At 63.1% G+C, this 12019-nt stretch carries 11 protein-coding genes; 4 read left to right on the top strand and 7 right to left on the bottom strand.

From position 1 onward, the window contains the following. The first annotated feature begins 27 nt into the window (after window positions 1-27). Genes lptF through B9Z01_RS14760 form a run of 3 tightly spaced genes read left to right on the top strand, consistent with a single transcriptional unit; the run spans window position 28 to window position 2706 of the window. Complete coding sequence (lptF, locus tag B9Z01_RS14770) at window positions 28-1125, top strand: LPS export ABC transporter permease LptF (protein ID WP_085484206.1); 1098 nt, start codon at window positions 28-30, stop codon at window positions 1123-1125. A 3-nt stretch (window positions 1126-1128) separates the two neighbouring features. Then, complete coding sequence (gene lptG / locus B9Z01_RS14765; protein WP_085484204.1) at window positions 1129-2277, top strand: LPS export ABC transporter permease LptG; 1149 nt, start codon at window positions 1129-1131, stop codon at window positions 2275-2277. Between the two features lie 48 nt (window positions 2278-2325). After that, complete coding sequence (locus B9Z01_RS14760) at window positions 2326-2706, top strand: sirohydrochlorin chelatase (RefSeq protein ID WP_085484202.1); 381 nt, start codon at window positions 2326-2328, stop codon at window positions 2704-2706. A gap of 522 nt (window positions 2707-3228) precedes the next feature. Here B9Z01_RS14760 and B9Z01_RS14755 read toward each other — a convergent pair. Beyond that, the gene (locus B9Z01_RS14755; protein WP_085484200.1) at window positions 3229-3477 is read right to left on the bottom strand and encodes a hypothetical protein; all 249 of its coding nucleotides are present in this window, start codon (window positions 3475-3477) and stop codon (window positions 3229-3231) included. On the opposite strand from B9Z01_RS14755, the gene B9Z01_RS14750 reads away from it, so the two are divergent. After that, a complete protein-coding gene (locus B9Z01_RS14750) occupies window positions 3476-5494 on the top strand; it encodes a hypothetical protein (RefSeq protein WP_085484198.1) in 2019 nt (672 codons plus the stop codon). The genes B9Z01_RS14755 and B9Z01_RS14750 overlap by 2 nt on opposite strands. A gap of 87 nt (window positions 5495-5581) precedes the next feature. Here the strand turns inward: B9Z01_RS14750 and cobA are convergent, their stop codons facing one another. The 6 genes from cobA to B9Z01_RS14720 form a co-directional block, all read right to left on the bottom strand. Then, window positions 5582-6337 (bottom strand): uroporphyrinogen-III C-methyltransferase, encoded by a 756-nt coding sequence (gene cobA, locus B9Z01_RS14745; RefSeq protein WP_085484196.1) that lies wholly within the window; start codon window positions 6335-6337, stop codon window positions 5582-5584. Between the two features lie 95 nt (window positions 6338-6432). After that, on the bottom strand, window positions 6433-7749 hold the full coding sequence (locus B9Z01_RS14740) for a sulfate adenylyltransferase subunit 1 (protein WP_085484194.1): 1317 nt from the start codon (window positions 7747-7749) through the stop codon (window positions 6433-6435). 21 nt (window positions 7750-7770) lie between these two features. Beyond that, window positions 7771-8733: a sulfate adenylyltransferase subunit CysD gene (cysD, locus tag B9Z01_RS14735; RefSeq protein WP_085484192.1), complete on the bottom strand. Its 963-nt coding sequence runs from the start codon at window positions 8731-8733 to the stop codon at window positions 7771-7773. A 108-nt stretch (window positions 8734-8841) separates the two neighbouring features. Then, the gene (locus tag B9Z01_RS14730) at window positions 8842-9591 is read right to left on the bottom strand and encodes a phosphoadenylyl-sulfate reductase (protein ID WP_085484190.1); all 750 of its coding nucleotides are present in this window, start codon (window positions 9589-9591) and stop codon (window positions 8842-8844) included. After that, window positions 9588-10130, bottom strand: a complete 543-nt coding sequence (locus B9Z01_RS14725) for a DUF934 domain-containing protein (protein WP_085484188.1) — start codon at window positions 10128-10130, stop codon at window positions 9588-9590. The genes B9Z01_RS14730 and B9Z01_RS14725 overlap by 4 nt, the downstream gene beginning before the upstream one ends. 22 nt (window positions 10131-10152) lie before the next feature. Next, entirely contained in the window at window positions 10153-11832 is a 1680-nt protein-coding gene (locus tag B9Z01_RS14720; RefSeq protein WP_085484186.1) for a nitrite/sulfite reductase, read from the bottom strand. Between the last annotated feature and the right edge of the window lie 187 nt (window positions 11833-12019).

Here is a 12019-nt window from a genome sequence, read left to right as displayed (position 1 = left end):
TGAGAGCGCCCCCTCTCGTCATCAATAATGATCTTCGAACGTTCCCTTCAGCGCGAACTCGCGTACACGGCGGGTGCCGTGTTCATGGTTCTGCTCACGCTGGTGCTGACGACGATGATGATCCGTATCGTCGGCTTCGCGGCCTCAGGTGAGATCGACCCGCGCGACGTGCTGGTCCTGATCGGCCTCACCGTGATCGGCTATCTCGCCATCATGCTCGTCGCGACCCTGTTCGTGTCGATCCTGTTCGTGCTCACGCGCTGGTACAAAGACTCCGAGATGGTCGTGTGGCTGTCCTCGGGCGTGAGCCTCACGCAATTCATCAAGCCGATCGGCATTTTCGCCACGCCGATCATCATCCTCATCATGTTCTTCGTGTTCGTCGGCTGGCCGTGGTCGAACCAGCAGAGCAAGCTGATCCGCGCGCGCTTCCAGCAGCGCGATGAAGTCTCGCTGCTCGCGCCGGGGCAGTTCCGCGAATCGCCCACCACGCACCGCGTGTTCTTCATCGAGAAGATGTCGCCCGACCAGGGGCACGTCGAGAACGTGTTCGTGACGAGCACCGAGGGCGGCAAGGTCAACGTGGTGGTGTCGAAGAACGGTCACGTCGAGACGCGCCCGAATGGCGACCGCTTCGTCGTGCTGGAGAACGGCCGGCGCTACGACGGCGAGCCGGGCCACCCCGATTTCCGCATCATGGAGTTCGAGCGCTACGGCGTGAAGATCCAGAGCCAGCCGGTCATCAATACGCCCACGACCACCGGCTTGCCCACGCTCGCACTGCTGCGCAATCCGACGCGGGAAAATCTCGCCGAATTCGCGTGGCGCGCGGGGCTGCCGCTGATCGCGATCAACCTGATGCTGCTCGCGATTCCACTCGCGCACCAGAACCCGCGCAGGAGCCGCACGATCAATCTCGTGATGGCCGTGCTGATCTATCTGACGTATTCGAATCTGCTGAACGTGGTGCAGTCGTGGATCGAGCAAGGCAAGATGTCGTTCGCGCTCGGACTCGTGATCCTGCACGTGATCGTCGCGGCGATCGTCGCGTTCATCTTCTGGCTGCGTGTGCGCAACCGGCCGCTCTTCACGCGGGCCATGTTCCGCCGTTCGCAGGAGGCCTGACCGATGCGCATCTATGAACGGTATTTCGCGCGTCAGATCTACCTCACGTTCGTCTTCATCCTGTTTGCGTTTTCGGGTCTGTTCTTCTTCTTCGACCTGATCAACGAACTGAATTCGGTCGGCCACGGCAACTACAAATTCCAGTACGCGGTGCTGCGCGTCGCGCTGCAAACGCCGTCGCGCTTCTACGAAATCATTCCGGTCGCGGCGCTCATCAGCGCGATCTACGTGTTCGCGCAGATGGCGGCGAACTCCGAGTACACGATCTTCCGCGTGTCCGGCCTCGCGACGAACCAGGCGCTGCGCTCGCTGCTGAAAATCGGCATTCCGCTCGTGATCGTCACGTATCTGATCGGCGAGGTGGTCGGCCCGTACACGGATCAGCTCTCCGAGCGCGTGCGGCTCGAGGCGCTCGGCTCGTCGGTGTCGAGCAACTTCCAGTCGGGCGTGTGGGTCAAGGACACGCTCACCGAGCGCGCCGACGGCGAGCAGGTCACGCGCTTCGTCAACGTCGGCGAGCTGAAGCCCGACGCGACGATCAGCAACGTGCGCATCTACGAGTTCGATTCGAAGTTCCGGCTCTCGAACGTGCGCATCGCGCAAAGCGGCCGCTATCAGCCGCCGGGCCACTGGCTGCTGACCGGCGTGACCGATACGCAGCTGATCGACGTGGCGCCCGCGCCGGGCACGCCGGCCGATGCGCTCAATCCGGTCTATCGCGCGAATCAGGTGACGCTGCCCGAGTATTCGCTGCGCTCGGAGCTGACGCCGCAGATTCTCTCGGTGCTGCTGGTGTCGCCGGACCGGATGTCGATGTTCAACCTGTTCCGCTACATCCAGCATCTGACCGAGAACCATCAGGACACGCAGCGCTATGAAATCGCGTTGTGGCGCAAGGTGCTGTATCCGTTCGCGGTGTTCGTGATGCTCGTGCTGTCGCTGCCGTTCGCGTATCTCCATACGCGCGCGGGCGTGGTCGGCGTGAAGGTGTTCGGCGGCATCATGCTGGGCATGAGCTTCCAGTTGTTCAACACGCTGTTCTCGCACATCGGCACGCTCAATACATGGCCCGCGCCGTTGACCGCGGCGACGCCCGGGCTCGTGTACCTCGTGCTCGGCCTCGTCGGGCTGAAGTGGGTCGACCGGCACTAGGGTGCCGTCATCGGCGCGGATCAATCATCGGAATCGGGGGCTGACGCGATGGCTATGCACGGACTGATTCTGTTTGGTCACGGCGCGCGCGATGCGCGCTGGCGCGAGCCGTTCGAACGGCTCGCCGGCAAGCTGCGCGCGGCACGCGCATCGAGTGGCGGCGCTCAGGCGGTGACGCTTGCGTTTCTGGAGTTGATGGAGCCCGATCTGCCCACCGCCGTCACCCAGCTCGTTGGGCAAGGATGCGACGCGATCACCGTCGTACCGGTTTTCTTCGGACAAGGCGGACACGTCAGGAAGGATCTGCCCGCGATCATCGATCAGTGCCGCGCCGCTCACCCGGCTGTCGAGATCCGCTGCGCAGTCGCGGCCGGCGAGGATGAAACGGTGCTCGATGCGCTCGCGCAGTACTGTTTGCGGCAGCTCTGATTTCCTGCTTCCTGTTCCGGCTTCCTGCTCCTATTCCCCGTTTCAGTTGCCGACACTCGCGGCCACGCGAGGCGCCTCCTCACGTTCAAGTTCAGGTTCACACCACGTCTATGGACGTTGCGCATTGCGCGGCGCCGCCGCACATGCGACCAACGGAATTAAAAGAATCGTCGGATTCATTCAACTCTTATATTCCATTTACGCCGAATTTCCCACAGCCGGAAATGGCCAGAAAATCGCTTAAGAGATAAGACCGGCCAATACATCGCATTATGCGTATTTAAGAAAAGATACAATTTTCTTTTTTAAAAATTTAGCAAAATTGCTTAAGATGCCACACCCGATTTGACACAAACGGCATCTACAGTACAAGCCGGGCCGGACCGAAGGGCATGGCACTCCATGCATGCGTTGCCGCAACGACCACGAATCATTGCGCGCATTCAGCTACGCATTTTCTCGTTTTTCACCGTCATTGTGTATTGCCCGCAAGGATCGAGTCGTCCGGGCAAGGCTTCTCATTTAACGTTTCAGGCCGTACGGCACTTCAAATGCCGCGCCGCCTGTTTTTTCCAAGAAGATAATAATGAGACAACTGCATCGCGTCGTCATGATTTCGGTATCGAGTGCGGTACTTCTGAGCGCATGCGGCGGCGGTGGCAGTAGTAGCGGTTCATCCGGCGCGCAAACCAGCAGTGCCTCGCCCTCTCCCGCGCCGACGGGCTCATCGCCGGTCATCGCGCCGGTCTCGGCTTCCGGCGCGCTTGTCATGCCGCTCGAAGTGATGAGCGCTTCGAGCGGCCAGGTCATCGCCACCACGCTGCAGGTTCCGGCAGGCGCGTCGGCGCGGACGCTGACCATGCAGGTCAACAACCTGTCCTATGACGGCAAAGGCTCGATCCAGATCAACGGCGGCAGCTGGATCACTCTGACCAACGCGTCCGTCACGGTGCTCGGCAACGCGAAGTTGTATGGCGGCATCGGCGGCGGTTACGACACGATCAGTCTGAACGTGCCGATCACCGGCGCGGTGAACGGCGCCAACCAGATCAACTTCCGCTTCAACACGACCGACGGCGTCAGTTCCGGCTATCGCGTGCTGTCGTTCAATCTGCTCGATGGCAACGGCAACAAACTGATTGCCGATTCGCGCTTCGTGCAGGACGATCCAACCACATGGACCGCGCCGCTTTCGAATGCCAGCGACGTCAATGCGGGTGCGCAGCTCTGGCAAAGCGCCACGTTGATCGAGTCGCCGATCAACGCAGGCCATCCATTGCAGGCGCATTGCATGGACTGTCATACCTCGACCGGCAGCGACCTGTTCAAGTTCAACTACTCGAACAATTCGATTATCGTGCGCAGCCAATTTCACGGGCTCAGCCAAACCCAGGGGCAGCAGATTGCCAGCTATATCCGCAGCCTGAAGAACCAGTACCCCACACCGGGAGCGAACTGCCGTCCGTGGAATCCGCCCTATCAGCCGGGCCCCGGACTCGACGCAGCGCCGGTCAGCGACTGGACCTGCGGCGCGGGTCTCGGCGCAGTCTCCGAGAACGATCTCGATACGCTCGCAACGATCTTTCCGAACGGCGTCAACGCCGCCGCCGTCTCGACCAAAGGACAGATCAATCTGCGCGAAATCCCGATCGGGTTCCAGTTGCCCGACTGGAACCACTGGGTGCCGCGCGTTCACCCGAAAGACGCGTGGGGCGACTACTTCACGAACAGCAACCTGAACAAGGAATACGCGGGCGAAGGCACCGGCAATGCCACTTACAACATGCGAACCCAGCTTGCCCAGGGCGGCACGAGTTACGCGCAGGGCGCAACGGGCGATATCTTCAACGCCCTGTATTACTGGGGCGTCGCGTTCGGCGAGGACTTCGCGCCGCCCAACGAAGGGAGCAGCGGCAGCTACACGATCCCGCAGCAGGAAAACCTGTACGGCACCGCGCAATGGCAGTTGTTGAAGTCGTGGGAGCTGGCGCAGGACTTTGCACTGGAACAGAACTGCCCAACTGCATGGGTCAATGAAGAGAAAGCGCCGAAACCGGAGAAGCGCGGCTGGTGCGGATACTGGCGCTTCGTTTTCAACGTGTCGCCGCACATCCTGAACTTCCCGATCGACAACAACATGTTTGGCAGCGCGGTCGGCCAGTATGTGAAGTCCAACCAGTGGTACTACCTGCAGATCCTGCTCAACCCCGGCTCGGGCGCTCATAACGTGCAGATGCCGGTCGACTGGCAATACGCGTACGGGCTGCTCGACAACCTCTATCAGGCGAGCGGTCGCACGGAACCGATCCGCAACTTTCTGTATGTGCTGAAAGGCGCTCAGGAAATGGACAACGGTGTCGGCGTGACTGACGTCAATCGCGGCTGGACCACGCGCGACACGAGCCCGCTGGACGTCTGGAGCGGCGGACAGAACGGCGTCTGGAGGGGCACCAGTCCAACGACCGAGCAGGCCGTCGTGAACGCGTTCCTGTCGAACTGGCTCGATACCACGACGAGCTTCAACCTCTCCGACTGGCAGCGCGAAGGTCAGCCGAACGCGGTCAGCTACGAGACGACCTGCGGCTGGAGCATACGAAGCCTGTGCGCGAGCGGCTACGTACCCGGCACGCTATCGGGTGGAACGACGGCGAACTTCCCGACGTGGACCTGGAGTCAGATCCCGCTGATGCGTGGCGAAGGCATCGACGGCACGCAGTTGAACCGCTTCGCGACGTGGTTGAACGCCGCGTACCCGAGCGGGAATTACCTGAGTCTGATTCAGAATTGAGCCGGTGACCGACGAGCCGGACGCTCGCTGGCGGCACAGTTGTCCGCCAGCGAGCGTCCGGCTGTTATTTCGCGCATCTCATGCATCTCACGCGGCGACCCGCATCCCATTCGCCAAACGCACCTCGTTGATCGGCCGCGCCGCGAACGCCTCGCCGATCATCAGCAGACTCGGCTGGGAAGCATCGACCCAGTGCTGTGCCCGGCCGGCGGCGAGCTCGTCGAGCGTGAGCGTCAGCATGCGCTCGCGCTCCGTGCTGCATGCCTCGACAATCGCGACCGGCGTCGTCACCGGTTTGCCGGCATCGATCAGTTGCCGCGCGATCTCGACGCCGCTGTCGCGCCCCATGTAGAACACGAGTGAATCGGCATTGACCTGCTCGCGGATTTCATCGGAGCCCGGCGCGCGGCTGAACGTCGCCAGCGCAACGCTGCGCGACACGCCGCGCAGCGTCAGCGAGCGTTTGAGTGAAGCCGCGCTCGCGAGCGCGGCGGTAATGCCCGGCACCACTTCATACTCGATGCCCGCGGCTTCGAGCGCGCGCATTTCCTCATCGGCGCGGCCGAACAGCATCGGATCGCCGCCCTTCAGACGCACGACGACCTCGTGCTCGAGCGCGGCATCGACGATCTGCTTGTTGATGAACTGCTGGGCCGTCGACAGCTGGCCGCACCGCTTGCCGACCGCAATGCGCTTCGCGTGCGCGGGCGCATAGTCGAGCATGGCCGGTTCGACCAGCGCGTCGTGCAGCACCACATCGGCGGCGCCGAGCAGCCGCGCGCCGCGCACCGTAATCAGGTCCGCGGCACCGGGTCCCGCGCCGATCAGATAAACCTTGCCCATTGATCTCAACCTGACTTCAATCTGTTCCCTGGAGCACCCGTGCAACGCGCCGCCCTTCGGCCGCTGACGGCTGCCAACTTCCAGCGCTGCCGCGCTTACGCCGAAAACGCCCGGATCATGCCGGCCGCCACGGTGTGATGGGTCGCCTCGTCGATCAGCACGAACGCGCCCGTGCCCTGATGCGAGTCGTACACGTCGCATACGAGCGGCTTCTGCAACGTGAGCGCGACACGGCCGATATCGTTCATCGCGAGTTCCTTGCGGTCGACCGCGTGCGACAGCGTGTGCACATCGAGCACCTGCTTGATCGCGCCGATACGCGCGAACACCGTGTTGGTGGTCTGCTTGAGCAGGTACTTGCGCTGCGTCGAGAGCGGCGCCTCATCGAACCAGCAGAGGTCCGCCTCGAGCTTCTTCGCCGGCTCCGGCGCCGCTTCGCGCAGCACGAAGGTGTCGCCGCGCGACACGTCGACGTCTTCCGCGAGACGGATCGTCACCGTCTGGCCGGCGAACGCGCGGTCCACCTGCGCGGTGCCGCCGATCACCGGCGCAATGATTTCGGCGACCGTCGCTTCGCGATTGGCCGGCAGCACGACGATCGTGTCACCGAGCTTCACTTCGCCCGCTTCGACGCGGCCCATGTAGCCGCGGAAATCGTCGGCCTGGCTGCCGTCCTGGCGCGCGACCCACTGCACCGGAAAGCGCAGCGCCTCGCCGCTCGCGGGTTCGACCGGCAGCGCTTCGAGCAAGTCGAGCAGCGGTTGGTCCGCGTACCACGGCATGCGCTCGCTCGCCGTGACGATGTTGTCGCCCTTGAGCGCCGACACCGGCACGAAGCGCACGTCTTCGAGACCGAGGTGGCGCGCGAGTTCGACGTACGCGTCGCGAATCTCGTTGAAGCGCGTTTCGCTGTAGTCGACGAGGTCCATCTTGTTGATCGCGACGATCACGTGCTGCAAGCCGAGCAGCTTGACGATCGCGCTATGACGCTTGGTTTGCGGCAGCAGTTGCGCGGCGCCGTTCTCGAACGTCACGCGCGTCGCGTCGACGAGGATGATCGCCGCATGCGCGGTCGATGCGCCCGTCACCATGTTGCGCGTGTACTGCTCGTGGCCCGGCGTGTCGGCGATGATGAACTTGCGCTTGGCGGTCGCGAAGTAGCGATACGCGACGTCGATCGTGATGCCCTGCTCGCGCTCGGCTTCGAGGCCGTCGGTCAGCAGCGACAGATCGATTTCGTCGCCGACCGTGCGCTTGTTCTTCGCGCGCGACAGCGCCGAGAGCTGGTCGGAGAGCACCGCCTTGCTGTCGTACAGCAGGCGGCCGATCAGCGTGCTCTTGCCGTCGTCGACGCTGCCCGCGGTAATGAAACGCAGCACGCCGAGGTCTTCAGGTTGGTGAATACTGCTCATGATTGCATTGCCCTCGTGTGCTTAGAAATAACCCTGCTTCTTGCGCTGTTCCATCGCGGCTTCGGAGACCTGATCGTCCATCCGCGTCGCGCCGCGTTCCGTGATTTCGGTCACGGCCGTTTCGGCGATGATCTTCTCGACATCGTCCGCGTCGCTTTCGACCGGGCATGTGCAGCTGATGTCGCCGACGGTACGGAAACGCACGAGCGCCTGTTCGCTCGTCTCGCCTTCGCGCATCGGCGTAAGCGGCGTAACCGGCACGAGCAGGCCGTTGCGGCGCACGACCTCGCGCTTGTGCGCGTAGTAGATCGACGGCAGTTCGAGCTGTTCGCGCGCGATGTACTGCCACACGTCGAGTTCGGTCCAGTTCGAGATCGGGAACACACGCAGGTGTTCGCCGTTGTGCAGACGCGCGTTGTAGAGGCTCCACAGTTCCGGGCGTTGCGCCTTCGGGTCCCATTGGCCGAACTCGTCGCGGAACGAGAAGATGCGTTCTTTCGCGCGGGCCTTCTCTTCGTCGCGGCGCGCGCCGCCGATCATCGCGGTGTAGCCGTATTGCTCGATCGTCTCGAGCAGCGTGATCGCTTGCACCGCGTTGCGCGAATCCGTTTCGCGGCGCAGACGCACGGTGCCGCGCTTGATCGAATCTTCGACGTGGCCGACCACGAGCTCGGCGCCGATCTCTTGCGCGCGGCGATCGCGGAAGTCGATCACTTCGTCGTAGTTGTGGCCCGTGTCGATGTGCACGAGGGGAAACGGCAATTGCGTGTTGCGGTTCGCGCCGAGGCCGAACGCCTTGAGCGCGAGCGCGAGCACCACGACGGAATCCTTGCCGCCCGAAAACAGCAGCGCCGGCTTGCTGCACTCGGCGACCAGTTCGCGCAGGATGTGGATCGACTCGGCTTCGAGCCAATCGAGGTGATCCATACGGTTCGCCGTGTTGATAAGCGGAGCGTTCACAGTGGAATCGAGCGTGGTGCTCATGTTGGGTCCTTCGTTGATTGGCCCGGCGAGCGGTTGCCCGCCCGAGCACAAGTATTCAGATTGATGCGGCGCTCGGACCGGGAGCCAGGCTCCCAGTGTAGCGAGATATCAGACCGACGCGTTTTCGCTGCGCTCGACCGCGATCGGGGTAATCGCCGTGATGTGCAGTCCGCACTCCTTCGTGTCGCGCGACTCCCACCACCAGCGCCCCGCCCGGCTGTCTTCGCCGGGGCGAATGGCACGCGTACAAGGCTCGCAGCCGATGCTCGGATAACCGCGCGCATGCAGCGGATTGACCGGCACGTCGAGCGCCTTAAGATAATCCCAGACTTCGGACTCAGTCCAGTCCGCGAGCGGATTGAACTTCGCGATGTTGCGCGCGCCGTCGTGTTCTTCCTCATGCAGCTCGGCACGCGTGACCGACTGCTCGCGCCGCTGGCCGGTCACCCAGGCGCTGACGTCCGCGAGCGCGCGATTGAGCGGCTCCACTTTGCGGATCTCGCAGCAGCGCTTGCGCAGCTCGACGCTTTCGTAAAACGCGTTCAGGCCGTGCTCGCTCACGTACTGCTCGACGGCCGCCGCCTGCGGATGAAACTGCTCGATGTCGTAGCCATAACGCGCCTTCACCCGCTCGATCATGTCGAGCGTTTCCGCATGCAGACGGCCCGTGTTCAGCGAGAAGATGCCGATCTTCACGCCGCGCGAGAGGATCGCATGCGTGAGCAGCATGTCTTCGGCCGCGAGGCTGCTCGCGAGCTTCACGTTCGCGTGACGCGCGGCGATCGAATCGAGCAGCGTATCGAGGCGCTCGACCTTCGCGGCGAGTTCCGCCGTAAGCGTTGCTGCGGCGGTGTTCATGCCGGCACCTTGTCGGCGCCAGCCTGCGCGGCGCGGCGGCGGAACAGCGGCGACAGGTCCACCGCGCCCTGGTACTGCACGCTGAATTCGTCGAACGCCTTCAGCGCGTCGTCGAGGTCTTTGTCGGCACGCAATGCGTAGGCGTCGAAGCCGCAGCGGAACATGAACGTGAGCTGGTCGCGCAGCACGTCGCCGATCGCGCGCAGTTCGCCCTTGTAGCCATAGCGCTCACGCAGCAGACGGCCGATGCTGTAGCCGCGGCCGTCGCGGAACACCGGGAAGTCCACGGCGATCAGCGCAACCTTGTCGAAGTCGCCGGCGATGTCCGCCGGTTCGCTGTCCGGCGCGAGCCACACGCCGATCTCTGCGGCGCCGCGCGAAGCGGCGAGCGCGTCGCGCTCGGCCTGCCACAGCGCGAGCGGCACGATCACCTGGCCGGCCGGCAGTTCGCTCACTGCCGGCAAAGCACCGTCTTCCGCCGGGCGCACGAGCGTCCAGTCGTCGTTGACGATCGCGCGGTTCTTGATGATAGAAGCCATCTGTTCAGTATCCTTTGCGCGGTTACGCGTGAGCCGGTTGACGCGCGGCGTACACGCGCTCCTTGAACGGGGTGATGCCGATACGGTTGTACGTATCGATGAAACGCTCGCCGTCCTGGCGGTTTTCCACGAAGGTGTCGATCACCTTGGTCATCACGTCGGGCATTTCTTCGGCCGAGAACGACGGGCCGATCACGCGGCCCAGATGCGCGCCGGTCGCGCCCGTGCCCTGCTCGCCGCCGAGCGTCACCTGGTACCACTCGGAGCCGTCCTTGTCGACGCCGAGAATGCCGATGTTGCCGACGTGGTGGTGACCGCACGCGTTGATGCAGCCCGAGATGTTCAGCGACACGTCGCCCAGGTCGTACACGTAATCGAGATCGTTGAAGCGTTCCTGGATCGCGAGCGCGATCGGAATCGACTTCGCGTTCGCGAGCGAGCAGAAATCGCCGCCCGGGCACGCGATGATGTCGGTCAAGAGGCCGATGTTCGGCGTCGCGAAACCTTGCGCCTTGGCCTTTTCCCACAGCGTGAACAGGTCGCGCTTCTTCACGTTCGCGAGGATCAGATTCTGTTCGTGCGACACACGCAGCTCGCCGAACGAGTATTCGTCGGCCCAATCGGCAACCGCTTCCATCTGCGCGTCCGTCGCGTCGCCCGGGGCGATCGTGGTCGGCTTCAGCGACAGCGTGACCGACGCATAGCCCGCAACCTTGTGCGGACGCACGTTACGCTCGACCCAGCGCGCAAACGCGCGGTTTTCGAGCAGATGCGTCTCGAACGACGCATCGGTGTCCGGCAGCTTCTCGTAAGCGGGCGGCTGGAAGTATTGCGCGACGCGGTCCACTTCGGCCTGCGTGAGCGTGGACGGACCGTCCTTCAGGTGCTGCCACTCTTCCTCGACCTGCGCCGAGAACTTCTCCGGCGAGAGCGCCTTCACGAGAATCTTGATGCGCGCCTTGTACATGTTGTCGCGGCGGCCGTAGCGGTTGTACACGCGCAGCACGGCTTCGCAGTAGGTCAGCAGATGCTGCCACGGCAGATCGCGGCGGATGATCGCGCCGACGATCGGCGTGCGGCCCAAACCGCCGCCCGCGAGAATGTCGGCCACCAGTTCACCCTGCGCGTTATTCTTCAGATACACGCCCATGTCGTGGATCTGCACGGCCGCGCGGTCTTCCTTCGAACCCGACACGGCGATCTTGAACTTGCGCGGCAGCCACGCGAATTCGGGGTGGAACGTCGACCATTGACGCAGGATTTCAGCCCACGGACGCGGATCGATCACTTCGTCCGGCGCGACGCCGGCGAATTGATCGGCGGTGATGTTGCGAATGCAGTTGCCCGAGGTCTGGATGCCGTGCATCTGCACGGCGGCGAGTTTGCGCAGGATTTCCGGCGTTTCCTCGAGCTTGATCCAGTTGTACTGGATGTTCGAGCGCGTCGAGAAATGGCCGTAGCCGCGGTCGTGTTCGCGCGCGATCTGCGCGAGCACGCGCATCTGGTCGCTGCGCAGGTTGCCGTAGGGAATCGCGATGCGGTGCATGTACGCGTGGCGCTGGTAGTACAGGCCGTTCTGCAGGCGCAGCGGGCGGAACTCCTCTTCGCTCAATTCGCCCGACAAGCGGCGGCGAACCTGATCGGCGTACTGCGCGACCCGTTCATCGACGATGGTCTGGTCGTACTGATCGTATTGGTACATTCGGGGACCCCAATTTTTCGAAACTTGCGTGACACACGGCGGTCCGGTTTCCGCCGCGGCTCGAATACCTGTCTTTGTCCACCGCCGCAGACAAGCGTTTAGACCTATCGCTTATTTGCTTATGACAAATACAGATATCCATATTGAAAAAGATGGACAGATCGTAATAAACTCGCCTTATATTTCA

The sequence above is a fragment of the Paraburkholderia susongensis genome, from assembly GCF_900177725.1.
GTDB classification, from domain to species: Bacteria; Pseudomonadota; Gammaproteobacteria; order Burkholderiales; family Burkholderiaceae; genus Paraburkholderia; species Paraburkholderia susongensis.
Note: the sequence above shows the minus strand (reverse complement) of the source record. Positions and strands in the feature narration are given on the sequence as shown.

Coding starts and splice junctions, on each gene's coding strand:
- B9Z01_RS14760 (WP_085484202.1), top strand. CDS start 2,326: ATGGCTATGCACGGACTGATTCTGTTTGGTCACGGCGCGCGCGATGCG.
- lptF (WP_085484206.1), top strand. CDS start 28: ATGATCTTCGAACGTTCCCTTCAGCGCGAACTCGCGTACACGGCGGGT.
- B9Z01_RS14725 (WP_085484188.1), bottom strand. CDS start 10,130: ATGGCTTCTATCATCAAGAACCGCGCGATCGTCAACGACGACTGGACG.
- B9Z01_RS14740 (WP_085484194.1), bottom strand. CDS start 7,749: ATGAGCAGTATTCACCAACCTGAAGACCTCGGCGTGCTGCGTTTCATT.
- cysD (WP_085484192.1), bottom strand. CDS start 8,733: ATGAGCACCACGCTCGATTCCACTGTGAACGCTCCGCTTATCAACACG.
- cobA (WP_085484196.1), bottom strand. CDS start 6,337: ATGGGCAAGGTTTATCTGATCGGCGCGGGACCCGGTGCCGCGGACCTG.
- B9Z01_RS14720 (WP_085484186.1), bottom strand. CDS start 11,832: ATGTACCAATACGATCAGTACGACCAGACCATCGTCGATGAACGGGTC.
- lptG (WP_085484204.1), top strand. CDS start 1,129: ATGCGCATCTATGAACGGTATTTCGCGCGTCAGATCTACCTCACGTTC.
- B9Z01_RS14730 (WP_085484190.1), bottom strand. CDS start 9,591: ATGAACACCGCCGCAGCAACGCTTACGGCGGAACTCGCCGCGAAGGTC.
- B9Z01_RS14750 (WP_085484198.1), top strand. CDS start 3,476: ATGCCGCTCGAAGTGATGAGCGCTTCGAGCGGCCAGGTCATCGCCACC.
- B9Z01_RS14755 (WP_085484200.1), bottom strand. CDS start 3,477: ATGACAAGCGCGCCGGAAGCCGAGACCGGCGCGATGACCGGCGATGAG.